The organism is Actinomyces culturomici (assembly GCF_900499005.1).
GTDB classification, from domain to species: Bacteria; Actinomycetota; Actinomycetes; order Actinomycetales; family Actinomycetaceae; genus Pauljensenia; species Pauljensenia culturomici.
In genome coordinates this window covers 201,036-225,458 of sequence record NZ_LS991316.1, presented here as the reverse complement: position 1 = coordinate 225,458, position 24,423 = coordinate 201,036, and the positions used below count along the sequence as shown (strand labels likewise).

Annotated in this window: 20 protein-coding genes and 1 pseudogene; 10 read left to right on the top strand and 11 right to left on the bottom strand. The window is 72.1% G+C overall.

Translation table 11 applies throughout. From position 1 onward, the window contains the following. Nucleotides 1-8: 8 nt before the first annotated feature. The 3 genes from DY157_RS00980 to DY157_RS00970 all read right to left on the bottom strand — a co-directional run bounded on the left by DY157_RS00980 (nucleotide 9) and on the right by DY157_RS00970 (nucleotide 4,745). Nucleotides 9-1,691 carry a bifunctional ADP-dependent NAD(P)H-hydrate dehydratase/NAD(P)H-hydrate epimerase gene (locus DY157_RS00980; protein WP_115726803.1) on the bottom strand — a complete coding sequence of 561 codons (1,683 nt, stop codon included), beginning with the start codon at nucleotides 1,689-1,691 and terminating at the stop codon, nucleotides 9-11. 146 nt (nucleotides 1,692-1,837) lie between these two features. Continuing rightward, nucleotides 1,838-3,046: an IS110 family RNA-guided transposase gene (locus tag DY157_RS00975; RefSeq protein WP_115726802.1), complete on the bottom strand. Its 1,209-nt coding sequence runs from the start codon at nucleotides 3,044-3,046 to the stop codon at nucleotides 1,838-1,840. Between the two features lie 652 nt (nucleotides 3,047-3,698). Beyond that, nucleotides 3,699-4,745 (bottom strand): hypothetical protein, encoded by a 1,047-nt coding sequence (locus tag DY157_RS00970; RefSeq protein WP_235827027.1) that lies wholly within the window; start codon nucleotides 4,743-4,745, stop codon nucleotides 3,699-3,701. Between the two features lie 129 nt (nucleotides 4,746-4,874). Here DY157_RS00970 and DY157_RS00965 point away from each other — a divergent pair, with 129 nt between their 5' ends. The 3 genes and pseudogenes from DY157_RS00965 to DY157_RS11930 form a co-directional block, all read left to right on the top strand. Next, the gene (locus tag DY157_RS00965; RefSeq protein WP_115726800.1) at nucleotides 4,875-5,252 is read left to right on the top strand and encodes a sterol carrier family protein; all 378 of its coding nucleotides are present in this window, start codon (nucleotides 4,875-4,877) and stop codon (nucleotides 5,250-5,252) included. Beyond that, entirely contained in the window at nucleotides 5,153-5,770 is a 618-nt protein-coding gene (locus tag DY157_RS11935; RefSeq protein ID WP_407923449.1) for an NAD(P)-binding protein, read from the top strand. Before DY157_RS00965 ends, DY157_RS11935 begins: the two co-directional genes overlap by 100 nt. Then, nucleotides 5,674-5,943, top strand: a pseudogene (locus DY157_RS11930) (NAD(P)-binding domain-containing protein); the annotation flags it as partial. The gene DY157_RS11935 and the pseudogene DY157_RS11930, both read left to right, overlap by 97 nt. A 556-nt stretch (nucleotides 5,944-6,499) precedes the next feature. On the opposite strand, the gene DY157_RS00950 reads toward DY157_RS11930, so the two are convergent. Continuing rightward, entirely contained in the window at nucleotides 6,500-6,757 is a 258-nt protein-coding gene (locus DY157_RS00950) for a DUF4235 domain-containing protein (protein WP_115726796.1), read from the bottom strand. 141 nt (nucleotides 6,758-6,898) lie between these two features. Here DY157_RS00950 and DY157_RS00945 point away from each other — a divergent pair, with 141 nt between their 5' ends. From DY157_RS00945 to DY157_RS00935, 3 genes are all read left to right on the top strand, one after another. After that, nucleotides 6,899-8,026 carry a type 2 periplasmic-binding domain-containing protein gene (locus tag DY157_RS00945; protein ID WP_115726794.1) on the top strand — a complete coding sequence of 376 codons (1,128 nt, stop codon included), beginning with the start codon at nucleotides 6,899-6,901 and terminating at the stop codon, nucleotides 8,024-8,026. Between the two features lie 81 nt (nucleotides 8,027-8,107). Next, entirely contained in the window at nucleotides 8,108-8,554 is a 447-nt protein-coding gene (locus DY157_RS00940; protein ID WP_115726793.1) for a hypothetical protein, read from the top strand. After that, entirely contained in the window at nucleotides 8,554-9,255 is a 702-nt protein-coding gene (locus DY157_RS00935) for a hypothetical protein (protein WP_115726791.1), read from the top strand. The genes DY157_RS00940 and DY157_RS00935 overlap by 1 nt, the downstream gene beginning before the upstream one ends. A gap of 16 nt (nucleotides 9,256-9,271) precedes the next feature. Here DY157_RS00935 and DY157_RS00930 read toward each other — a convergent pair whose 3' ends face one another. Further along, the gene (locus tag DY157_RS00930; RefSeq protein ID WP_115726789.1) at nucleotides 9,272-10,591 is read right to left on the bottom strand and encodes a DUF4921 family protein; all 1,320 of its coding nucleotides are present in this window, start codon (nucleotides 10,589-10,591) and stop codon (nucleotides 9,272-9,274) included. A 65-nt stretch (nucleotides 10,592-10,656) separates the two neighbouring features. Between DY157_RS00930 and DY157_RS00925 the strand changes: the two genes are divergently transcribed. Further along, a complete protein-coding gene (locus DY157_RS00925; RefSeq protein ID WP_115726786.1) occupies nucleotides 10,657-11,781 on the top strand; it encodes an oxidoreductase in 1,125 nt (374 codons plus the stop codon). A 54-nt stretch (nucleotides 11,782-11,835) separates the two neighbouring features. Here the strand turns inward: DY157_RS00925 and DY157_RS00920 are convergent, their stop codons facing one another. From DY157_RS00920 to DY157_RS00905, 4 genes are all read right to left on the bottom strand, one after another. Next, complete coding sequence (locus DY157_RS00920) at nucleotides 11,836-12,246, bottom strand: ACT domain-containing protein (RefSeq protein WP_115726785.1); 411 nt, start codon at nucleotides 12,244-12,246, stop codon at nucleotides 11,836-11,838. A 116-nt stretch (nucleotides 12,247-12,362) separates the two neighbouring features. Further along, complete coding sequence (locus tag DY157_RS00915) at nucleotides 12,363-13,211, bottom strand: aldo/keto reductase (protein ID WP_115726783.1); 849 nt, start codon at nucleotides 13,209-13,211, stop codon at nucleotides 12,363-12,365. A gap of 197 nt (nucleotides 13,212-13,408) precedes the next feature. Beyond that, nucleotides 13,409-15,409 carry an ABC transporter ATP-binding protein gene (locus tag DY157_RS00910; RefSeq protein WP_115726781.1) on the bottom strand — a complete coding sequence of 667 codons (2,001 nt, stop codon included), beginning with the start codon at nucleotides 15,407-15,409 and terminating at the stop codon, nucleotides 13,409-13,411. Next, nucleotides 15,406-17,145, bottom strand: a complete 1,740-nt coding sequence (locus tag DY157_RS00905; RefSeq protein WP_115726780.1) for an ABC transporter ATP-binding protein — start codon at nucleotides 17,143-17,145, stop codon at nucleotides 15,406-15,408. The genes DY157_RS00910 and DY157_RS00905 overlap by 4 nt, the downstream gene beginning before the upstream one ends. A gap of 130 nt (nucleotides 17,146-17,275) precedes the next feature. Between DY157_RS00905 and DY157_RS00900 the strand changes: the two genes are divergently transcribed. The 3 genes from DY157_RS00900 (at nucleotide 17,276) to DY157_RS00890 (ending at nucleotide 19,617) form a co-directional block, all read left to right on the top strand. Next, on the top strand, nucleotides 17,276-17,929 hold the full coding sequence (locus DY157_RS00900; protein ID WP_115726778.1) for a hypothetical protein: 654 nt from the start codon (nucleotides 17,276-17,278) through the stop codon (nucleotides 17,927-17,929). Between the two features lie 378 nt (nucleotides 17,930-18,307). Continuing rightward, nucleotides 18,308-18,907: a PadR family transcriptional regulator gene (locus DY157_RS00895; protein ID WP_115726777.1), complete on the top strand. Its 600-nt coding sequence runs from the start codon at nucleotides 18,308-18,310 to the stop codon at nucleotides 18,905-18,907. After that, entirely contained in the window at nucleotides 18,904-19,617 is a 714-nt protein-coding gene (locus DY157_RS00890) for an ABC transporter ATP-binding protein (RefSeq protein ID WP_115726775.1), read from the top strand. The genes DY157_RS00895 and DY157_RS00890 overlap by 4 nt, the downstream gene beginning before the upstream one ends. A gap of 2,983 nt (nucleotides 19,618-22,600) precedes the next feature. Here DY157_RS00890 and DY157_RS00885 read toward each other — a convergent pair. Continuing rightward, a complete protein-coding gene (locus tag DY157_RS00885) occupies nucleotides 22,601-23,155 on the bottom strand; it encodes an RNA-binding S4 domain-containing protein (protein ID WP_115726773.1) in 555 nt (184 codons plus the stop codon). Nucleotides 23,156-23,483: 328 nt separating this feature from the next. Next, on the bottom strand, nucleotides 23,484-24,353 hold the full coding sequence (locus DY157_RS00875; protein ID WP_115726770.1) for a MerR family transcriptional regulator: 870 nt from the start codon (nucleotides 24,351-24,353) through the stop codon (nucleotides 23,484-23,486). Nucleotides 24,354-24,423 lie beyond the last annotated feature (70 nt).

The following is a 24,423-nucleotide window of genomic DNA, read 5'->3' as shown; positions in this document are numbered from 1 at the left end:
CACGCGACTCAGTATCCCACCGGCTCCACGGCCTCGTCGGCCCCGGCCAGAAAGCGGCCGATGACGGCGGGGACGGCGCCGGCGATCTCGTGCGCGCCGATGGGCGCGCCGAGGGGCCCGTGGCGCCGGGCCGCGAACGCACCGGCCTTCGCGTGAAGAAGAGCGCCGACGGCGAGGACGGTCGCGAAGTCGGCGTGCGGGCGATCGCTTTCGACGCGGGCGCGCCAAGTGGCGGCGAGACCGGTGAGGAGACCCGCGAGGACGTCTCCGGCGCCGGCGACCCCCGTCCAGCCGAGCCCCGCGGGGATCGCGACGAGCGAGCCGTCCGGGGAGGCGAGGACGCAGGCCGCGCCCTTGAGAAGGACGCGCGCGCCGGTCGCCGACGCGATGATCCGCGTGGCCTCGGCGGGGTTCTCCTCGATCCACCAGCGCGGCCGCGACTCCCCGAGGGCGGAGAGGAGCGCCGCGGCCTCCCCCGCGTGCGGCGTGAGGACGCAGGTGTCCGCGAGCCCGGTGCGCGCGAACTCGGGGACGAGGGCGAGGGCGCCCGCGTCGACGACGAGGGGAAGGCCCGAGCTCAGGCAGAATCGGGCGAGGTCGCGGACCGATTGCTCGCGGGTCTCGTCCATGCCAGGGCCGACGAGCCCCGCCTGGATGCGCCCGCCCTCGGTGACGATCCCGGGGATGCGGGCGAGCGCGAGGTCCTCGACGCGTCCGGGCGCGTCGAGGCGGATCATGCCGGGGCCCGCCGCCTGCGCACCGAGGCACGCGAGGACGCCCGCGCCCGGGTAGGAGTCGGAGCCCGCGACGAGGCCGGCGACGCCGCGCGTGTACTTGTGGTCCGAGGGGTCCGGCACGCCGAGGACCTCGGCGACATCGGCGTCCTCGACGACCCGGACCGTCGAGTCCGGAAGGTCGAGCCCGAGGTCGTGGACGGTCACCGCGCCCGCCCTGTGGAGGGCGGGCGGCAGGACGAGCGCGGACTTGAGACCGCCCATCGTCACCGTGCGGTCGGCGGCGAGGACGGGTTCGGTGACGGCGCCCTCGTCGGACAGGGCGCCGGAGGGGACATCGACGGCGACGACGCGGGCGCCCTTGGCGATGCGGAGCGCCTCGAGTTCTCGGATCCAGGAGCGCGCGGGCTCGCGCGGCGCGCCCTCGAGCCCGGTGCCGAGGATCCCGTCGATCCACACTCCGGCCCGCAGGGCCGCCGCGATCCGCGGGTCGTCGGCGAGCGCGGGGACGAGGGCGGACCCGGACCCCGACGAGGCACGCGACGCGACGGCGCCGTCCTGCTCGGCGGTGTCGTCCTGCTCGGCGGTGTCGTCCGAATCGGTCCGCGCGCCCGGAACGGGCGCGCGCAGGATCTCGACGCCGGCCTCGCGCGCGGCCGCACTCGCCCGCTCGTGGATGCGCTTGTGGAGGCCGAGCGCGATGCAGGGGATCCCCGATTCGGCGAGGAAGGAGGCGGCATAGAGCGCGTCCCCGCCGTTGTCCCCGCCTCCGGCGAGCGCGAGGACGGCCGGGGAGCCGTGAGAGCGGGGGTCGTCTCCGAGCGCGTCGAGGACCGCGTCGGCGACGGCGCGGGCGGCCGAGCGCATGAAGTGGTCGGGGTCGCCGGCACTCGCCGCCTCGGCGACGAGGGCGGATTCGGCGGTGCGGACGAGCGCGCGCGGGTAGGCGGGGATCATGCCCCGATCCTCTCACCCCCGCCCGCCGAGAGCATCACCTTGCTCCGCCGAGAGCATCACCTTTGGGCGCCGAGAGCATCACCTTGCTCCGCCGAGGGGATCTCTTTGCTGACACGAGCGAAGGGGGGTGCCCCCTATGTGGTGTGTCAAGCGGCTGTTGGCAGGTGTGTTGTCGGGTTGGGGTTGTAGAGGGCTCCGTCTCGGATCATGGCGTGGAGTGTGAGGATGCGTCGGTGGGCGAGGGCGATGAGGGCTTGGTTGTGGCGTTTGCCTTGGGTGATCTTGCGGTCGTAGTAGGCCCTTGAGGTGGGGTCTGAGCGTAGGGATGCGAAGGCGGACAGGAACATTGCTCGTTTGAGTCGTTTGTTGCCTGCGTGGGAAACGTATTCGCCTCGGATGGAGGATCCTGATCTGCGGGTGACTGGTGTGAGGCCTGCGTAGGAGGCCAGGTGGGCTCCGGTTTCGAAGGTGCGCCCGAGGGTCTCGGCGATGAAGACGGCGGCGGTCCTGACCCCGATGCCGGGCATGGAGGTCAGGACCTCGTAAAGAGGGTGGGCCTCCACCAGGGCCTCAACCTTCGCGGCGACGTCCGCCCTCTGGGCGTGCAGGGCTGCGAGCTGGCGCGCCAGGTGCGGGAGCACCACGCCAGCGGCGTCGGTGCCGACGACCACCACGCTCTGGGAGTCCAGGGCGTCGATGATGGCGTTCGCCCAGGTGGTGTGGCGTCTGGCGCCGTGGGCCTCGAGCTTGGCGTCCACGCTGCCTCGTCCGGCCTTGCGCAGGGCGGCGGGGGTGGGCCAGGAGGCGATGACCTCCAGGACGGCGTCGTGCTCGAGCCAGGGCCCCAGGACCTTCTCCAGGGCGGGGTGGATCTGGGTGTACAGGCCCCGGATCCGGTTAGAGATCTGGTTGACCTGACGGGCCAGGTCCAGGTCGAAGCCCGTGAGCATACCCAAGGCCGCGGCGTCCTCGTCCGAGGAGCTGATCGCTCGCAAGGTATGGGGCATGGTGCGGGCCGCCTCGGCGATGACCGCGGCGTCCCTCGCGTCGGTCTTGGCATTGCCCGGAGTCAGGTCGGCGATCCTGCGCATGGACAGGCCCGGCAGGTAGCCCACCGCCAAGCCCTCGTCCTGGGCGACAGCGACGGCCAGGGCGCCGATGGTGGCGGGCTGGTCCACCACCACCAGCACCCGCCCATGGGAGCCGAGACGGTCGTAAAGATCACGCAGGCGGGCCTCGTCGTTAGGGAGAGCCCGATCAAAGAGCTTCTTCCCGTCTCGGGTCAAGGCGGTCGCCCAGTGGTCGGACTTGCCCACGTCGATGCCGATGAACACGTCGATGTCGTCGGTGACCATGTCGTCATCCCGTCCGTCGTAGGGGTGGACGGCCAGCGTCCCTTGAGCTGGTCGCCCCGCACCCACGTTACGAAAGACCTCGACAGTCACGTCTTCGGGGCGTTCCCCTGATCAGCGGTCACCACCAGCCGCGCGGATGGTCGGTGACAACACCCCCGGATCATTGAGTAGACAGGGGCAAGACATCATGCCGACCACCGCTGGCCCAGCCGCCAACACTTCNACTCGACGCCCGTGCCCGCCCACAGAGCGCGCCGAGACGGCGAAGTAGGTCATGCGGGCCGCCGATTCCGGGCGCTGGGCGACTTGGATCGCACACTCGACGCCCGTGCCCGCCCACAGAGCGCGCCGAGACGGCGATGCAGGTTGTGCGGGCCGCCGATTCCGGGCGCTGGGCGACTTGGATCGCACACTCGACGCCCGTGCCCGCCCACAGAGCGCGCCGAGACGGCGATGTAGGTCGTACGGGGCAGCAGCAGCCGAGTACACCCCCAACTGGGAAGAGCCAGTAGTGCTCTCGGCGGACAAAGGTAATGCTCTCGGCGGACGAAGGTGATGCTCTCGGCGGGCGGGGAGATCCCCTCGGCGAGCGAAGGGGATGCTCTCGGCGGGAGGGGCGCGGGGGGGGGTGCGAGCGCAGGGCCGGAGAGAGTCAGGCGACCGCGACGAGCTCGCGAGCGACGACGACATCGCGACGCCAGCGCGCGGCCTCGAGGCCGATCGCCCCGATGATCATCGCGCCGACGAACACGAGGACGCTCGGCGGGCAGTCCTTCCCGTGCGCCATGAAGTAGACGTAGGGCGCGAGGAAGGTGACGACCGTGACGACGAGGCCGGCGATCCGGGTGAGGACGGTGCGCCCCGCGACCATGGCGAGCACGCCCCAGGTGTAGGGGATCGCCGTGACGACGTCGATCGTCCAGAGGACCCACACGCGGCCGGTGAAGCCCGGGACGAGCGCGACGGGCAGGGCCCGCAGCGCCGAGTAGACGAAGACGACGAGGTAGGCGAGGAAGCGCGGATCGATGGCGAGGCGCGCGAGGCGCGAGCGCTCGCGGATCGCGACGCCCGCCCGGCGCAGCGCGTCGACGACGGCTCTCGGCGCGCGCAGCGAGTCCGCGTCGTGGAGGATGCGCCGAAGGAACGCGGCGCGCTCCGGATCGGCGGACCAGGCCTCGACGAGGCGCAGCGGATTGAGGGCGACCGGGATCGAGCCGTCCGGGCCGGGCGCTCCGGCGACCGCGACGGCGCCCTCGCCGAGAAGGTCGGAGAGCCGGGGGAGCGAGGCGGGGGAGGCGGTCGAGAGCCACAGCGGGCAGCGGGGTTCGACGGCGTCGCGCAGGCGGTGCCCGAGGGCGCGCCCCCAGGCGCTCGGGCGCTGGAGGCAGTCGCGGGACTCCTGGGCGAATTCGTCGAGCCCCTCGATGAAGGAGACCTTGCCGGCGGGGATCTCGCCGACCCGGTCGGCGCCCGCGAGCTCGCGGAGGACGTCGGGGTCCCAGGAGGCGGAGCGCGCCTCGGGGAAGTCGGCGAGCGATCCGGCGACGAGGAGGCGCTCGTGGAACGGGAGCCGCCCGCGCGCGAGGCGGGCGGGCGCGCCGATCGACGGCCCGCGGGTGGTCGGGCGCGCGAGGGGCTCTTCGGCGCCCGCCGTTCCGGTCGCCCGTTCGTGCGAATGCGCCGCCACGACCTCGTTCATGCCCCTCCTTCGCCGTCCGACGGCGCCGCGGGAACGGCGCCCCTCCCACTCTGCCGGAGCGCAGGGCAACAGCATATGGGGGAGGACCCGCATTCTCCCCGGAACCCGCGACGCGCCTACGATCGTGGCATGCCGAAGAGACGAATCCCCGCCGCCGAGGGGCTCGGCGCGCTCGCGACCTGGGCGCGCGAGGGGGCGCAGACCCCGCGGCCGGTGCTCCTCGCCGCCGTGCGCTTCACCCTCGAGGAGATCGGCGCTCTCCATCCGGGCCGATCGGTCGAGGTGCGCGTGCCCCCGGCGGGCGCCGTCCAGATCCTTCCGGGCACGACCCACCGGCGCGGGACGCCGCCCGCGGTCGTCGAGACGACGATGGAGACGTGGCTCGGCCTCGTCACCGGCGCCGTCACGTGGGAGGAGGCCGCCGGGGACGGCCGCGTCCAGGCGTCCGGCGAGCGGGCCGACCTCTCGCCCTACTTCCCCTTCCTCGCGCCTCGGGTCGTCCCGTGAGTGAGGGGCTCCCGGTGAGCGGGGCCGGGGCGCGGATTCCCGACCCCATCGACCTGGTCGTCATCGGCGCCGGTCAGGCGGGCCTCGCCGCCGCGGGCGAGCTCGTCCATCGCGGGATGCGCCCGAGCGTCGACTTCCTCGTGCTCGACGCCGAGGAGGGGCCGGGCGGCGCGTGGCGCCATCGCTGGGACTCGCTCACGGTCGGGAAGGCGCATCGATCTCCGACCTCCCGCACCTCAATGCCGGCCCGATGGACGAGGATCGCCCGTCCTCGCAGGTCGCCGCCGAGTACTACGGCCGCTACGAGGAGGCCTTCGACCTCGCCGTCGTCCGGCCGGTGCGCGTGCGCTCCGTCCGCTCCTCCGCCGTGCTCGCGACGCCGCTCGTCCTCGGGTCCTCGTCGATCGACGAGGCCGGGGCGGTGCGCCCGCCGGAGGGGATTCGTCGCGACACCCTCCTCGAGATCGAGTGGGAGCGCGCGGACACGGGGGAGACGGGGCTCCTGCGCGCCCGGATGATCGTCAACGCGACGGGCACGTGGACCCGCCCGTACCGGCCGTCGATTCCCGGCGCCGACTCGTTCCGGGGCCGGGTCCTCGATACGACGCAGTACGTGAGGGCGCAGGATTTCGCGGACGAGCGGGTCCTCGTCGTCGGCGGCGGCCTGTCCGCCGTCCAGTTCCTCCTCGAACTCGCGCCGGTCGCGGCGTCGACGGCGTGGGCGACCCGCAGGCCGCCGAACTTCACGGCCCTCGACTTCGACGCCGTGTGGGGCGCGGAGGTCGAGAGGGCGGTCGACGAGAGGACGGCGACCGGGGCGGCGCCCGCCTCGGTCGTGCGGACGACCGGCATTCCGAGACTCCCCGAGTACCTCGAGGGCGTCCGCTCCGGGGTGTTCGTCAGCCGCGGGATGTTCGACCTCATCGGCGCGTCCGGCGTGAGGTTCTCGCCGCGCGCGACCCTGTCGGACCCCGGGGCGCTCGGGCCGAGCGGGCGCAGAGCTCCCTCCGGCGGGCTCGTCGAACCGGACTCGTGGAGGCCCTTTCCGACGGACACGTGGGTCGAGGTCGACACGATCTTCTGGAATACCGGGTTCCGCGCGTGCTCCTCGTCGGCTACGGTTCGGGGGCGTCGACCTTCGGCGCGACGCGCGCCGGGCGCGAGGCGGGACGGATCGCGATGGCCCGGCTCACGGGCGCGGCGAAGCGCGCCCTCTGAGAGAGCGCGCTATCGGGAGATCCGGGGCCTCAGGCCTCGAGCTTCTTCGGGGCGGGTCCGTACCACTTCTTCGCCGAGCGGATCGCGTAGCGCTGCGCCACCGCGACGATGGCGGCGGAGGCTGCGGCGAAGAGGATGAGCGAGACGAGCGCGACTTCGTCGTCGTCTTCGCGGGGGATGTCGCGTCCGGTGACGAGCTTCCATCCGGCCTCGGCGACCTTGCCCGCGCCCATCGCGGAGATCGCCATCGCGCCGGCGCTCGCGAGCTTCCAGCCGAGATCCTCCATGGTGCACTCCCTCCTCGGTTCGGGGCGACGCGCCCCACTCGTCCCATCATGCCGTACGCGGGGCTCGCCCCGCAGGTCCGGCCGCTCAACTCGTCGCGCCTTAGACTGAATCGAGTTCCGCCCGCCCTCGAAGGAGCGCCCATGTCGTCGATCCACCGGCCCGCGGCGATGGCCGCGGCCCTCGCCGCGACGGGCCTTCTCGCCGCCTGCACGCCGTCCGTCGGAGCCTCGACGGGCGCCGACCCCTTCGCCGAGCCGATCGTCCCGACGGGAGCCGTCGACGAGGTCCAGTCGGCCATGCCCGGCGCGCTCGGCGCCCCGGAGCCCGACCGCGGATCGGGGACGGTGAAGGTCGCGGTTCTCGACGGCGCCCAGCTCCCGACGGAGGTCGTCGACGCCTTCTACCGGGCGACGGGCTTCGACCTCGACCAGGACGCGGTCTCCTCTGCCTCCGAGATCTCGGGAGTCGGAGCGGATGTCGCCCTCGGGCTCGGCGCGGGCGACGTCCTCGCCGCGAAGGACGCCCTCGCGGCCTCGGCCCCCTTCGAGGTCTCCGCCCCCGAGGGAACGGCGATCGCCGGTGTCGACTCGGAGATCGCCTTCGGGCGCGACGACGTCTGCGTCCTCGCCGACAAGGCGTGGATGTCGGCGAACAAGCGCGCCCTCCCGACGAGCCTCGGCGACCTCGCGAAGGCGGAGAACGCCTCCCTCCTCTCGATCCCCGATCCGCGGTCCTCCCGCGTCGGAGCCCTCTTCGTCGAGGGCGCGGCCGAGCGCCTCGGCGAGGGCCTCGGCGAATGGGCGAAGGCGCTGAAGTCCGGCCAGGCGCTCATCGCGGACTCCGCAACGGCGAACTCGGCGTGGACGGCGCTCGAGGCGCCCCAGTCCGGCGACTCGAGCGCCGCGAACCGGCCCCTCCTCGTCGCGCCGATGAGCGCGATCTCCCGGACGACCTCCGAGCCGGGCGTCGAGGCCTCGGCCGAGGCGCTCGCCGGCACCTGCGTCCAGCGCGTCCTCTACGCCGCGCCCGCCGCGGGCGCGAAGAACGAGGACGGGGCGCGGGCCCTCCTCGCCTGGCTGCTCTCCTGGGAGGGGCAGCACGATCTCGCGAGCGCGGGCCTCGTCTACCCGCTGGACGGCACGGCGCTCGAGGGGACCGCGGCCCACTGGTTCCTCGCGCCCCTGGCCGATGCGCAGGCGATCTCCGAGGACGCCCTCGCCGCGTCCGCCGAGCGGATCGCGATGTGGGAGGCCGGGCTTCAGGGCTGATGCCGTCCGGCGCGGCCGTCCGCGGAACTCGGTGTCAATAAAATATTGACACTAGATCATGCGTCAAGATATTCTTGACGCATGGAGATCGCCGATCCCGCCGCCGGGGCGGGCCGAGCGGATTCCGCAGGCGACCCGGCGTCTCAGAGCCCCTCCTCGGCGGGCTCGCCCGCCGAGGGCTCCCGCGCCTCGGGGCGCGCCGCGCGCCCGGAGGAGTCGCGGATCCTCTACTCGTCGACCGCGGCGCCCGCGTCCTCCTCGCGGCCCCTCGCCCTCGCCGGGGGACTGATCGCCGTCCTCGGAGGGCTCGTCGCCGTCCTCGCCGCGCTCATCCCCCTCCTCTCCTCGCCCGACCGCGACGCCTTCTCTCTCGGGCTCGGCATCGGCGCGGGATTCGTCATCGGGATCGTCCTCGTCGCCATCGCGGCGTCCGTCGCGAAGTCGAAGTCCTCGTCGCGGAAGGACTCCGCGACCGCGGCAGCGGGCGCGGACGACGCAGACGCCGATCACGGGACCGAGGGCGCCTGATGAGCGCCGAACGGAACGCGGCGCCCGAATCCGCCGACTCCTCGCGCTTCGACGAGGGCGTCCGCGCCCGCGTCCACGAGGAGCTCGCCGCCCTCGTCGCGCGCCTCGACCCCGCGCTCCTCGCGCGCCTCGACGACCCCGAGGCGCGCGGGGAATCCGGGACCGACCTCGTGCGGGCGACCGGCGTCGTCGCCGACGAGGCCCAGGAGCTGCTGCGCTCCGCCGTCGCCGCCGCCCGCGACACCGGCGCCTCCTGGGCGACGATCGGCCGGGTCCTCGGCATCTCCCGCCAGGCCGCGCAGCAGCGCTTCGGCAAGGAGGAGGACGCACGCAGCGCGCCCCCCTCGAGCGGCTCCGGCGAGTCCGACGCCCCTGCCCCGACCTCGTCGATGAACGACCCCTGGACCGCGGACGACGGACGGATCTGGAGGATGACCCCCGTCGACGCCTTCGACGAGCTGCCCCGACTCGAACGGGCCGGGCGGCGCGGCTGGCGCTCGATCGGCTACGGGATCCTCTACCACGACCTCGTTCACACGGACGTCCAGTGGGAGCACAAGCGCGTCACCGCGCTCAACAACCCGCGCGCCCGACTCGAGGCCGAGGGATGGCGGGTCATCGGGACGAGCTGGTTCCCGTGGGTCTACTACGCGCGGCCGACCGATCGGCCCGCCGAGGGCGACGGGTCGATCCCCGAGTAACCCGAACAGGCGGCGCTCAGTCCTCGAGCATCTCCGGGGTCACGCGGCACTCGGCGCCGATCCGCATCGGCGCGATCCGGCCGGAGGCGCGCATCTCCTCGAGCCGCGGCACGAGCTTGTCGACCACGGTCCACGGATCGATCGTGTTGAGGTAGATGCGGGTGCCGCCCTCGAAGCCGGCGAGCGTCGAGATCCTCCACTTGAGGAGGATCCTCCACCGCATCGGCGTGCGGACCGTCGGCGGACGGTGGTACCACTCCTCGTTGCACGGGACGTCCGTGCCGGTCGCCGCGTGCATCGCGTGGAGGAGGTCGGAGACCGCGCGCATCTGCTCGGGCGAGACCTCCCACGGGTTGCGCGGCGCGTGAAGCGGCCAGATCGCGACGCCGGGGAAGCGATGGCCGAACCCGGCCATCGCGAAGGCGTGGTCGTTCTGCGCGATGAGCAGCTTGCGCGTCGCCCCGACCTTGAGGATCTCGTCGTAGATGTCCGGCTGGGAGCGCAGGCGGTCGAGCTCGGCCTCCGTCTGCACGGAGAAATCGTCGATCGCGACGAGCTGCTTGTGGAGGTGGTCGAAGGACGCGCCCGCCGGCTTCAGCCAGTTCTGGAAAGTCGCGACGTAGCGGACGTGACGGTCGAGCCCGTAGAGGTCCTCCATCGTCCGCGCCGTGAAGTCCGTGTACCGGTAGTGCTCCTCGGGGGTGAGCGTCCCCGAACCGGCGAGGTCGGTCGTGTCGCGCGCCCCATCGACGAAGTGCCGCTTCGCGACGATGAGGTCGTGCCCGCCGGAGAAGAAGCCGTTCGCCTGCTGGAGCTTCTCCGAATCCGTCATCGCGTCGAAGTCGGCGTCCGAGACGCCCGACGCCCTGAGGCGCGCGTGAACGACCCGCATGATGTGGTCGTAGCCCTTGGGGGAGGCGAGGTACTCCGCCATCCGGCGGTGCTCCGCCTCGGAGGGCATGTGCCCGTGATTGAGGTGCCAGTAGTTGTAGGAGACGATCTCGAAGAGGTTCGGGATCCTCCGGAACTCGGCGGTCGTGTCCGACAGCTTCTCCGCCGGCAGCCCGGAGAGTTCGCGCCAGGCCCCGTCCTCGTCGATGACGAGGCGCGACTTCTCCGGCGGCGTCTCAAGGTAGCGCTTCTCGCAGAACGCGCAATGGCAGCCGTCCTGCGAGTGATCGATCGGACGGGGATCGGGGTGCGGGGCGGAGAGCGGGCGATTGCCGCGCCCGGGAACGGTCCACACCTCGGTTCCGGTCAAGAGGTTCTGCTGTTTGACGGTGCCGTCCGCCAGCCTGACGATCGCGCGATCCGTCCGCGAGAGCTCCTTTGCCATAGGGACCATCGTACCCTCCGACCTGCTCGGAAGCGCCCCGCCGAACCTGGGGATACCCTGGGCGCATGACCGCTCCGCGCCTGTTCGCGCCCCTGAAGGTCGGCTCCGTCGAGGCGCCGAACCGCCTGTGGATGCCCCCGATGTGCCAGTACTCCGCCGCCCCCGCGGGCGACGGCCTCGGCCGCCCGACCGACTGGCACCTCGTCCACTACGGCGCCCGCGCCCTCGGCGGCGTCGGCGCGGTGATCGTCGAAGCGACCGGCGTCGTCCCCGAGGGCCGCATCTCCGTCGGCTGCCTCTCGCTCCACGAGGACTCGCGGATCCCCGACTTCGCGCGCCTCGCCGACGTCGTTCACGAGGGCGGGGCGAAGGCCTTCATCCAGCTCAATCATGCGGGCCGCAAGGGGTCGAGCCGAGTCCAGTGGGAATCGGACCGCGGACCCGCTCCGGTCGACGAGGGCGGGTGGGAGACCGTCGCGCCCTCGCCGATCCCCTTCGGACCGGACGATCCTTCGCCGCGGGCGCTCGAGGCCGAGGAGATCGAGGGGATCACCGACGCATTCGCGGCCGCCGCCCGCCGGGCCGTCGACGCCGGATTCGACGGCGTCCAGATCCACGGGGCGCACGGGTACCTCCTCCACCAGTTCCTCTCCCCGGACTCGAACCGCCGGTCCGACGAGTGGGGCGGCTCCTTCGAGGGGCGCTCGCGCCTCATCCGGGAGGTCGTGAGACGGGTCCGCGACTCTATCGGAGACGCGGCGCTCCTCGTGCGCCTCTCGGCGACGGACTGGCTCGAGGACGACGCGCGGCCGGGCGCGCGCTCGTGGACGCTCGCCGACACGACGCGCCTCGCGCCGCTCCTCGTCGGCGACGGCGCCGACATGCTCTGCCTCTCGACCGGCGGGAACGCGCTCGCCCCCATGCCGATCGGCCCGGGCTACCAGGTCTTCGCAGCTCGCGCGGTGCGCCGGGCGCTCGCGGACGCCGGGCTCTCCGCGCCGGTGTCGACGGTCGGACTCATCCGGTCGGCAGAGCAGGCCGAGCAGATCCTCCTCGACGGGTCCGCCGACGTCGTCGAGATCGGCCGGGACCTCCTCGCCGACCCCATGCTCCCGCGGCTCTGGGCGGCGCGGCTCCGCGCCGAACTCCCGATGCCCCCGCAGTACAACCGGGCGCATCCGCGCCGATAGCGCTCGCGGCCGTCGACCCGGGGGTCGACGGCCGCGCGAGGTGAATGCGGGGACTCAGTTCTTCGGGAGCCACCCGCGCGCGTTGCGGCCGAGATCGGCGAGGAGCTGGGCGGCCTCGTCGGCGCGATCGGCCTGAACGAAGAAGTGGTCGTGGCGCGCGCACGCGATCGGGTTCGCGACGATCGAGCGGGCCGAGAGGATCTGGGCGATCGTCGCGGTGACGCCGATGGAGTCGAGGTCGGCCTGGAGGCCGAGCGAGAGATGCGCGTAGGTCTTGTCGACGGGAAGGCCCGCCGCCTCGGCCTCGGACTTCTCGAGGACGACGGTGAGCTTGTCCTCGTCGCGGATGACGGCGAAGGGGTGCGTCCCCGCCGGCACCTCGTCGACGAGGGCGAAGACGTACTCGCCCTGCGGAGTCGGGGCGAGGGTGGCGAGCATCTGATCAAGGGCCTGAGGATCGGACATAGGGGCGAGCGTAGACCCCCGCCGCCCGCCGGTCACCCGCCGTCCTCCACGTGGACACCGCGAAAACCGCCGGATTCAGCCGATCCGCTGACGGAGTCGGCGGCCGGCGGCGCGTCTCACACGAGGTTCTTCCGATTCGGGTGCGATCCGGTGCGCCCGGCCTCGCCCTCGTCGAGGGCGTCGACGAGCGCCATCTCGGCGGGGGAGAGGACGAAGTCGAAGACGTCGAGATTCTCTCGCTGGCGCGAGGGGGTGACGGACTTCGGGAAGACGACGTCGCCGCGCTGGAGCGCCCAGCGCAGGGCGACCTGGGCGGCCGAAGCTCCGTAGGGCTCGCCGATGCGGGCGAGCGTCGGATCCTTCGCCGCGCGGCCGCGGGCGAGCGGGGACCACGCCTCGACGACCATGCCGAGCGTGCGGGCGTGCTCGCGCACCGCGTTGTTCGGGAGGAAGGGGTGGGCCTCGATCTGGAGGACGTGCGGCGGGACCTTCGCGATGTCGAGGACCTTCTCGATGTGGGCGATCTCGTAGTTCGACAGGCCGATCGCGCGGGCGCGGCCCTGGGCGAAGAACTCCTCGAGGACGGGCCAGGGGAGGGCGACGTCGCCGCCGTAGCTCGCGGGCAGCGGCCAGTGGATGAGGAAAAGGTCGACGTAGTCGGTCCGCAGGTCATCGAGGGTCCGCTCGAAGGAGGCGCGGGCGACGTCCGGCTCGTGGTTGCCGTTGTCGAGCTTCGAGGTGAGGAAGACGTCCTCGCGCGGGATCCCGGACTCGGCGATCGCGCGGCCGACCTCGGCCTCGTTGCCGTACATCTGCGCGGTGTCGATGTGACGGTAGCCGAGTTCGAGGGCGGAGGACACGGCCTCGTAGACGCCCTCGGTCACCTTGAAGGTGCCGAAGCCGAACTGGGGGATGGGGTTCCCGGTCGGCAGGAGAAGGTCGGGGATCTCGGTCGCGGCGTTCACGGTGCTCCTTCTCGACGGCGCCCCAGCCGGGGCGATGCGGGACCATCCTCCCACGCGCCGCCGCGCTCCGCGCGCGTCCCGCGGACTGCGCGCCTCCCGCGGACAGCGCGCACGAGGCCGGGGCGGTGGGCCCGAGGAACGGGGGAGCCGCCCGCGGGGACTCCCCACGGGCGGCTCGCCGAAGCGGCTGGGCGCCGTCAGATCGCGTCGGCCTCCTCGGGGCCGGCGAACTGCGCGTTGTAGAGGCGCGCGTAGGCGCCGTCCTTCGCGAGGAGCTCCTCGTGGCGGCCCATCTCGACGACGTCGCCCTGCTCCATCACGAGGATGAGGTCGGCGTCGCGGATCGTCGAGAGGCGGTGGGCGATGACGAAGGCCGTGCGGCCCTCGCGCAGCGCGTCCATCGCCCGCTGGACGAGGACCTCGGTACGGGTGTCGACCGAGGAGGTCGCCTCGTCGAGGATGAGGATGTCCGGGCGCGACACGAAGGCGCGAGCGATCGTGAGGAGCTGGCGCTCGCCCTGCGAGATGACGTCCGCCGAGTCGGAGACGTGCGTCTCGTAGCCCTTGGGGAGCTGGCGGATGAGGCGGTGCGAGGCCGTGGCCCGCGCGGCCTCGACGACCTCGTCGTGGGTCGTCCCGTCGGCGCCGAAGGCGATGTTCTCCTCGATCGACCCGTCGAAGAGCCACGTGTCCTGGAGGACCATGCCCATGTGCGAGCGGAGGACGTCCTTGTCGAGGTCGGCGATGTCGGCCCCGTCGAGGGTGATCCGCCCGGAGTCGAGCTCGTAGAACCGCATGAGGAGGTTGACGAGCGTCGTCTTGCCGGCGCCCGTCGGCCCGATGATCGCGACCATCTGACCGGGCTCCACCGTGAGGGAGAGGTCCTTGATGATCGGCGTGCCCTCGACGTAGGAGAAGCGGACGTGATCGAAGACGACGCGACCCGAGACGCGCTCGTCGTCGACGAGGGCGTCGCGGGAGGTCTCGCCGCGCGAGCCCGCGAGGGACTTCGCGCCGTTCTCGGGCGCCATCTCCTCGGCGTCGAGGAACTCGAAGACGCGCTCGGCCGAGGCGACGCCCGACTGGAGGGAGTTCGCCATCGAGGCGAGCTGGCCGACCGGCTGGGTGAACTGGCGCGAGTACTGGATGAAGGCCTGGACGTCGCCGAGGGTCATCGTGCCGCCGGCGACCATGAGGCCGCCGCCGACCGCGACGATGACGTAGGAGATGTTCGAGACCATGTTCATCAGCGGCATCACGAGGTTCGAGATGAACTGGGCGATGAAGCTCGACCGGTAGAGCGACGAGTTCGACTTCTCGAAGTCGGTGTCGAAGCGGGAGTCGAGTCCGTAGAGGGCGAGGACCTCGTGGCCCGAGATCGTCTCCTCGACGAGGTCGGAGACCTCGCCGGTGGAGCGCCACTGCTCGCGGAACTGCGGCTGCGCCTTCCCCATGAGGACGCCCGCGAGCGCGGCGCCGAGGGGGATGACGACGAGGGCGAGGAGCGTGAGCTTCCATGAGAGGGTGAGCATCATGACGAAGATGCCGACGATCGTGAGAATCGCCTGGAACAGCTGCGAGAGCGTCTGGTTCATGATCTGGGCGACGTTGTCGACGTCGTTCGAGACCCTCGACATGAGGTCGCCGCGCGAGTGGGAGTCGAGGTAGGAGAGCGGGAGCCGCTCGATCTTCGACTGGACCTTGTCGCGCAGGCGCCACCCGAGGTTCTGGACGGCGACCCGCAGCACCCAGCCCCCGAGGAAGGAGACGAGGGCGGAGGCGGCGTAGATGCCGACGCAGAGGAGGAGCACCTTGCCGAGGGCGTCGAAGTCGATGCCCTGGCCGGGGGTGACGTCCATCGAGCTCAGCATTGTCGCGAGGTCGTCCTGGCCCTTCGCCTGGAGCGCGGCGACCGCCGCTTCCTTCGACGGGGCCTTCGCGATCATCTTCCCGATGACGCCGTTGAAGATGAGGTCGGTGCCGCGGCCGAGGACGCGCGGGGCCGCGACGTTGAATCCGACGGAGATCGCGGCGCCGAGGAGGGCGAGGGCGACGAGCCACTTGTCGGGGCGGAGCTCCCCGATGAGTCGCTTGAGGGAGCCCTTGAAGTTCTTCGACTTCTCGACGGGGCGGCCCATGCCGCCGTGGGGGCCGTGGCCGCGCGGGGCGGTGCGCAGTCGTGCGTCTCGGGTGCTCATGCGGCCTCCTCCTCGCTCATCTGGGACGCGACGATCTCCTTGTAGGTCTCGCACGAGGCGAGGAGTTCGGCGTGGGTGCCGCGGCCGACGATCCGGCCCTCGTCGAGGACGAGGATCTCGTCGGCGTGGCGGATCGTCGCGACGCGCTGGGCGACGATGAGGACCGCCGCGCCCTCGGTGTAGCGCGGGAGCGCGAGACGGAGCTTCGCGTCGGTCGCGTAGTCGAGCGCGGAGAACGAGTCGTCGAACACGTAGAGGTCGGCGGCGCGGTAGAGCGCGCGGGCGATCGCGAGGCGCTGGCGCTGGCCGCCCGAGAAGTTCGAGCCGCCGGGCTCGACCTCGTGATCGATGCCGTCGGCGAGGGCCGAGACGAACTCGGTCGCCTGCGCGCCGTCGAGCGCCCACTGAACGCGCTCGCGCTGGGCGGCGTCGGGCTCGGCGACGCCGGCGACGGTCGAGGCGATCGTGCCGGAGAAGAGGTAGGCGTGCTGGGGGATCATCGCGATGCGCTCGCGGACCGTCTTGACCGGCAGGTCGCGCAGGTCGACGCCGGAGGCGCTGATCCGCCCGCCGGTCGGGTCCATCATGCGGGGGAGGAGGTTGACGAGGGTCGTCTTGCCGGAGGCGGTCGCGCCGATGACGGCGGTCGTCGTGCCTGGGGCGAGATCGAGGTCGACGTCCTCGAGGACGGCCTCCTCGGCGCCCGGGTAGCGCAGGGACGCGCCCTCGAGCGCGAACTCCCAGCGGCCGGCGGGGGCCTGCGCGGGCGACTTCGGATCGGTGATCGTCCACTCGTGATCGAGGATCGCGGCGACGCGGCCGGCGGCGACGTTCGCGCGCGGGATCATGATGAAGATCATCGCGGCCATCATGACCGCCTGGGAGATCATCGCGACGTAGTTGATGTAGGCGATCATCGCGCCGATCTGGAGGTCGCCGGAGTCGATGAGCCGCGAGCCGTACCAGAGGACGCCGACCGTGCCGACGGAGATGACGACCATGACGGCCGGGAACATGAGGGCGAACCACGTGCCGATCGACAGGGCGACGGAACGGAGGCGGTCGTTCGCGTTCGTGTAGCGGTCGCGGATGAAACCCTGACGGATGAACGCGCGGATGACGCGGATGCCGGTGAGCTCCTCGCGCAGCGCCGTGTTCATCGTGTCGATGCGGGTCTGCTGGACGGCGAAGAGGGGCGAGAGACGGCCCATGATGAGGCCGACGACGAGCGCGAGCGTCGGGACAAGCACGAGGAGGACGACGGAGAGCTTGACGTCCTGGCGCAGGGCCATGATGACGCCGCCGACGCCCATGATCGGCGCGCCGATCATGACGGAGAAGGAGAGCATCATCGTCATCTGGATCTGCTGGACGTCGTTCGTCGAGCGGGTGATGAGCGAGGACGCCCCGAACTCGTGGAAGTCCTGGGCGGCGAAGCCGTGGATGTGCTGGAAGAGGCCGGAGCGCAGGTGCGCGCCGAGGGACATCGCGAGGCGGGCGCCGAGGTAGACGGCGACGGCCGTACATACCATCTGGACGGCGGCGATGGCGAGCATCTCGCCGCCGAGGCGCCAGATGAGGGCGGTGTCGCCGGCGGCGACGCCCTCGTCGATGATGCGGGCGTTGAGATCGGGGAGTTCGAGTGCGGCGATCGTCGCGGCCGTCTGAAGGACGACGACGGCGAGGACCTCCCACACTCGCGCCTTGAAGTGGCGCCATGCGAGGGAGAAGAGCATTGAGCCCTCTCTTCGAAGAAGTATTTTCAGGTTCCTGAAAAGCGTAGGGTGGGAGGTGATACCGTGTCTTCTCCAGCACCCGGAAAGGGTGGGAGTTCACAGCCGCGCGCCTCCCGCATACAGTGGCGGCATGGCCCCCGCACCGAAGCCCCGCACCGCGGCGTTCACGCCCGAGCAGATCGCCGCGGGCTTCTGGCTCATCGCCTCCGCCGTCCACGAGCGCCGACTCGAGATCGACGAGGACCGGACCGACGAGGCACTGCTCGCCGAACTCGAACCGCTCGTCGGCGCGCACGGCCTGCGCCTCCTCGACGTCAAACGCGCTATCCCCCGGATCCTCGCCGCCCGCGAGGCCGCCGAGCGCCACGAGCTCCCGACGGTCGCGGCCGCGAAGTGCGACGCCGCGCGCGCCCGCATCCTCTCCGACCGGGGCGCCGAGTCCTCCAAGGGGGCGCTGCTGTGGCCGACGGCGTCGCGCACGATCGCCGTGCGCCTCGGCGGCGGCAATTGGAACGCGGCGCTCGCCTCGCTCGGGCTCGCCCCCGCGGGTCGCGGGCGCGCGCAGGGCTCGGGCCGCTTCGACGAATCCGGGGTCGCCGCCGTCCTCGCCGAGTACGTCGCCTCCCGCGAGGCCGCGGGAGCGGCCGCCACCATTGGGGGCTACGGGGAGTGGGCGAGGGCCCGGCGCGCCGAGGGCCGCACCGACGTCCCCTCGGCCGCGACGATCCGCCAGCGCTACGGCGCCTGGGGGCGCGCCCTCGAGGCCGCGGCCGCCGCCGACTGAACCGCCTGAACCGCGCGCCTCCCGCGCGCCGGCGCTCGCCCTCCCCGCGCGTCCCCCAGCGCTCGCCTCGCGCCCGCCGAAAGTAATGCTCTCGGCGCGCGAACGTGATGCTCTCGGCGCGCAAAGGTAATGCTCTCGGCGAAGATCGGCGAGAGCATTACCCGACTTCCGCCGACGGCATTCCCCCTCCTTCACCGAGAGCATCACCTTGCTCGATCGAGGGGATGCGTTCTCCCCTCCTGCAACGCACCGCCTCGCCCTCGTCGATCCCGCGCGAAGGGCGGAAATGTGGCGAAGCGCACGCGACAGCGCGCCCCGGGCGGAGAAGAGTTCCGGGTCAGTAGGGGCGCCCGCCCCGCCGTCGTTCATTGGAGCAGCATGTCCGTTCGCAACGCCCTCCTCGCACTCGTCGCCCAGCAGCCCGCCGGGGTCTACCGCCTCAAGCAGATGTTCGAGGACCAGACCTGCGGCGCCTGGCCGCTCAACATCGGCCAGGTCTACCAGACGATGCAGCGGCTCGAGCGCGACGGCTCGGTCGTCTCCCACCAGGAGACCAACGCGGGATGCGACTCCGAAGTCTTCGAGATCACCGAGGCCGGCCTCGCGATCCTCGACGAGTGGTGGGCGTCCCCCGTCGCCCGCGAGAACCCCGAGCGCGACGAGCTCGTCATGAAGCTCGCCGTCGCCGCCGCGGACCCGACCGTCGACGTCACCGCGCTCATCCAGACGCAGCGCCGCTCCACCCTCTCCGCTCTCCGCGACGTCACCCGCCTCAAGGCCGGCGCCGACGAGGACGAGCTCGCGTGGAAGCTCATCCTCGAGCGCCACATCTTCGACCTCGAGGCCGAGCTCAACTGGCTCGACCACATCGAGTCCGGCGCCATCTCCGAGGCCGCGCGCAGCGCCGCCTTCGCCGCCTCCAAGAAGCGCGCACCGCGTCAGCTCGCCAAGAAGACCGCGGGTACCCGAGTGCGATGAGCCTCGGCCCCGCTCCGGTGAGGCTGGTCGGCGTCAGTCACGGCTACGGCGCCGGCAACACGAGGGTCCAGGCCCTGAAGAGCGTCGACCTCGAAGTCGGGGTCGGCGAGCTCGTCGCGATCATGGGGCCCTCCGGCTCCGGGAAGTCGACCTTCCTCGCCATCGCCGGCGGACTCGAACGCCCCGACGAGGGCGCCGTCCTCATCCACGGGGCCGACATCTCGACCCTCGACGCCGCCGAGCGCGCCGCCGTGCGCCGCCGCTCGATCGGCTACGTCTTCCAGGACTTCAACCTCATCCCGACCCTGACGGCCCTCGAGAACGTCGCCATGCCCCTCGAACTCGACGGGGCGCCCGGGAAGAAGGCGCGCCTCGCCGCCCGCGCCGCCCTCGAGGAGGCCGGCGCCTCCGACATCGCCGACCGATTCCCCGACGGCCTGTCCGGGGGCGAGCAGCAGCGCATCGCCATCGCCCGCGCCCTCGTCGGTCGCCGCTCGATCATTATGGCGGACGAACCGACCGGAGCCCTCGATTCGAACTCCGGCGAGAAGGTGATGCTCGCGCTGCGCAACCGCATCGACTCCGGCGTCGCCGGCATCCTCGTCACCCACGAGGCGCGCTTCGCCGCATGGGCCGACCGCACCGTGTTCCTCCGCGACGGACGGATCATCGACTCCTCTCGCTCCGACCGCGTCGAGGACCTCCTATGAGCCGACGGACGCCGCGCGTCCTCGAGACCTTCCTCGAGGCGCGGCGCCGCTGGAGAGTCGCCAGGCGCATCGCCCGACGGACGATCCGCGTCGACGTGAAGCGCTCGATCGCGGCCGTCGCCATCATCGCCCTACCGGTCGTCCTCATCATCACCGGCGTCACCGCCTGGACCATCACCTCGTCCCCGCGCTACGTCGCCGCCCAGTGGCTCGGCGACCGTCCGACCACGCAGGCTGTCGCGGTCCGCATCGCCCGCTCGTCCATCGCCCAGGATCCGCTCGGCTCCATGAACTCCTCTCTCGGTGGGAAGGACGTGACCGACGACGACGTGGCGGAGACCCTCGAGGCGTGGGTCCCGAACGGGGACCGGCTCGAGATCGTCGAGACCGTGCATCGGGCGAGCGTCACCCGCGTCGGCGCCGCGAAGTCGACATCGGTCGAGGACGTCCTCCAGACCGCCTCCCTCGACGCCCCCGAAGTCGGCGTGCCCGGCGGGACCGGGAAGCTCGCGGCCGGGCGGGCGGCGATCAGCGACGACCTCGCCGACGAACTCGGCGTGTCGGTCGGCTCCTCCCTCGTCGTCTCGACCGCGGCGAACGCCGCCGACGGCGCGTCCACGCAGAAGGCGAGCGTCGTCGTCGACTCGGTGTTCGAGGGCGAGCGGCGCCTCGTCATCGGGGAGGGCACCCTCGACCTCGCAACCTACCCGGTCGGCGGCGGATCGACGAGCGCCTTCTACGTCGTCGGGAGCGCGCCCGTCACCTGGGAGAAGGTCCTCGCGCTCAACTCCTCCGGGTTCCTCGTCATCTCGCGAGCCGTCCTCGCCGATCCTCCCGCGCACTTCGCCCTCGAAGGACAGGAGCCGGCCCTCGCGCGGTCCGAGATGTGGCGGCCCTTCGTCATCGTCGTCGGCTCGCTCCTCGTCCTCATCGAACTCGTCCTCCTCGTCACCCCGATCTTCGCCGTAGCCCAGAACCGAGCGATCCGAACCGCCGCGACGATCCTCGCGATCGGCGGAGACCACGCCGACCAGGGGCGCCTCACGACGGCGATCGGGCAAAGGATCGGACTCCTCTCGTCCGCGGTCGCAGTCGTCCTCGTGGCGATCGCCGACCTCGCATTCGGGTTCGGCTACGGCCTCGGATTCTCGATCGTCCCCTGGCAGTCGCTCGCCGCCGCGGCCCTCCTCCCGCTCGTGCTGTCGATCGTCGCGTCGATCTCACCGGCACGCGACCTCGCCGCGATCGATTCGGTCGCCGTCATCATGGGGAAGGCGCGAGCGCCCTCGAAGCTCGTCCGCCGCACGCCCGTCTACCCGATCGCCCTCCTCCTCGCCGTGCCGACGACGATCGCCGCCGCGATCATCGGCTCGCTCATCCTCCTCGCCCTCGGCGTCGGGCTTCTCGAGGCCGGCCTCATCGGGTCGGCCCCGTACGCGATCTCGAAGCGCTGGCGGGTGAGGGACGCGACTCCGATCGGCGTGCGCCTCGCCCTGCGCGACGCCGTCCGCAACGGGCACCGCACCCTGCCCGCGATGGCGTCCCTCATGACGACGACCTTCATCGCCGCGGGACTCCTCATCACCCTCACCTCCGCGAACGAGGCCGCCTGGAACGCCGAGGCCCACCTCGGCCCGCGCGGCTCCGTCCTCGTATCCGACGCGGACGCCTCGGACTCGACCGTGCAGGCGCGCGCGAAGCAGAACGCGGCGGCCGCCGCGGTCGCCGACGAACGGAGCGTCAAGGACTCGGCGACGCTCAGGGGCATGCCGTGGGCGTCGAGTACGAGCAACGGCCCCGCCCTCGTCGTCGAGGCCGTGTCGCCCAACGGCGGTGAATCGCTCTCGCTCAACGTCGCGAACCCGGCGATCGCCGAGATGGACCTCGCCTACATCGTCGACGACGGCACCTTCCTCGCGACCTCGGGGATCCTCTCCGACGACGCGATGGTGCGCGCGGTGACGACGCTGACCGCCGGCGGGGCGATCCTCCCCGACGAGAGGTACATCGACTCCGACGGGACCGCCGAGCTGCGCGCCCACGACATGACCGACGCGCTCGCCGCCGAGTCGAACGGGGATCCCGACGCCCCCGACCCGACGATCACCGCGACGACGCGCGTGCCCGCGACCGCGCGGTCGGAGGTCGACGTCATCGTCCTCTCGCCGAAGGCCGCGGCCGCCCTCAGCCTTCCCGCGAAGCCGATCGGGGAGCTCCTCGTCCTCGACCGCCCCGTGAGCGCCTTCAGCGCCCAGGCCCTCTCGGCCCGCGTCGCGAAGGCGGTGCCGGGCACGACGGCCCGCGTCATCCAGCAGCCGGTCGGCCCTGCTCATTCCGCGCATCGCGGCCTTCGTCGCCCTCATCGCCGCCGCGGGCACGGTCGCTCTCGTCGTCGTCCTCTCCGCGACCGACATGCGCCCCGACTTCGAGACCCTCGAGGCCATGGGCGCGACCTCCGAGCTGCGCTCGCGCGTGAGCGCCTACCAGGGCATCGGGCTCGCGGTCGCGTGCGTCCCGGTCTCCGTGCTGTCCGGTCTCTTCGCGGGAGTGCTCGCCGTCGTCGCGATCGCCCGTTCGGGCGCCTTCCCCGAACTCGTCGGCCTGTCCCCGGTGATCCCCTGGGCCGAACTCGTGCTCGTCCTCGTCGGCGCGCCGCTCGTCGCCGTCGTCGTCGCACGCGCGGTGACCCCGCGGGGTGCGGCGAAGCGGGAACGGGTGCTCTGAGCGAGGCGCCGGTCGTCGGACGGGGCGCCGGTCGTCGGACGGGGCGCCGGGCGGGGCGTCCGCCGCGTTCACGCCGCGTTCGCGACAAGTGGAGGGGTTCGCGTCAAGTGGAGGGGTTCGCGTCAAGTGGAGGGGTTCGCGTCAAGTGGAGGGGTTCGCGTCAAGTGGAGGGCCCATACCCCCTCCGATTGTCGTCAACCACTCCAATGACGAACCGGGACCCAGCCGCGCGACGCCCCTCCCGATCCCGGCGCGCGGATCACTCCTCGAAGTCGAACCCGAGATCGCCCGCCCGATCGAGGCGCGCGTGGTCGTGGGAGTCGCGTCCGCGCAGGCGGTCGAGTTCTCGCCGCTCCTTCTTCGAAGGGCGGCCCGTCCCGCGTTCGCGCTGCGCGACGGGGATGACGACGCGGGGCCGCTCGGGAGTGAGGTCCTCGTAGCAGACGCGCGCCTGTGGGGCCCCGACCCGCTTGACGAGGAGCCGCCGAACGACGAGCACCTGGTCGAATCCCCCGACGCGGAGCCTGACCTCGTCGCCGACTCGCACCTTCTGCGCCGCCTTGACCGTGTCGCCGTTGATCTTGACGTGCCCGGCGCGCGCGGCCGAGGTCGCCTGCGACCGTGACTTCGTCCGCCTGATCGCCCACAGCCAGGTGTCGACGCGCACCGAGTCCGAGTCGGCGAGCGCCCCGCGCGGGATCTCGGGCTCCGGCTCGCCCGGGTGCGCGAGGCCACCCGCCGCGGGCGTTCCGCCGTCGGCTTCCGCGCTCGTCGGTAGGGGGATGGACGAGGTCGGGGCGGTGGAGTCGGTCATGGGGTAGATGCTAGGCGCGGGCATCCGATCGGGCGACCTTCCGCGCGCAGTCATGCGCCTCGCGCGGCGAGGTCACGCGCCGTGGGCCGCGAAATCATACGAGTCCCGACGCGACGTCATGCGCTGAGATCCCCTCGGCGGGCGAAGGTGATGCTTTCGATGAGGAAAGGTAATGCTTTCGGTGAGGGGGGACTCAACGAGAGGCGGCCAGCACTCGGACTGCCAGCACTCGGACTGCCAGCACTCGGACTGCCAGTACCCGGACTGCCAGCACTCGGACTGCCAGTACCCGGACTGCCAGCACCCGCAGGGCTGGCCGCCCGGCGGCTCAGGCCCAGGCGGCCGTCTCGGGGTCGACGCCGTGGGCGAGCGCGTTCGCGTCGATGATCGCCTTGAGGTACTCCGCGAGTCCGGGCGCGACCGCCTCGTAGCGGGCGTGGAATCGCGGATCCGATACGTACATGCGCGCGAGGATCGCATGCTTGCCGGGCGTCACCTCGAACCAGTCGAGGGCCGCGCGGTGCGCGTCGGCGAGCGCGTTGGCCTTCTCGGTGCCGGGCTCGACGCCGGCGCGCATGGCGTCGGCGATGCGGGCCTCGACCTCCTCGAGGCGCTTCGCGGCCGCGGCCTCGCCCTCGGGACCCCTGGCGGAGCGGCGACGCTGAGACTCCGCCCAGTCGTCGGTCTCGCCGTAGCGGTCCTTCGCCTCCTCGTAGTACGGGTCCTCGGTCCAGTCGCGGCCGAGGATCGTCGATCGTTCTTCGGGGCTCATGGTCATGTCCTTCTCCTCCTTGTCGATGAGCGCGTCCACGGAGCCGACCATCGCCTCGAGCCGGGCGATGCGTTCGACGAGGAGCGCGCGCTGCCTGCGCAGATGCTGCGCCGGGGCGTCGAGCGAGTCGAGCGCCTCGGCGATGTCCGCGAGCCCCATCCCCGTCTCCCGATAGACGAGCGCGCGCTGGAGGCGCGCGACGTCCTCGGCGGAGTAGAGGCGGTAGCCCGCGGGCGAGCGCCGCGACGGGACGACCACGCGCTCGCGCTCCCAGTGGTGGAGCGTGCGCACGGTGACACCGACGAGGTCCGCGACCTCGCCGATGGTGTAGAGCGACGAGGCCGGGGCTCCGGCCCCGATCGGTCGGGGGACGTCCGGGCTCCCGGTCCGCTGCGTCGTCTCGTCCTCGCTTCGTCCGGCGTTCATGGGATCATCGTGCGCCCTGACGTCGCGTGAGGGTCAAGTCGTGGGCGATGGGGAGTTCGGTCCGCGGGGC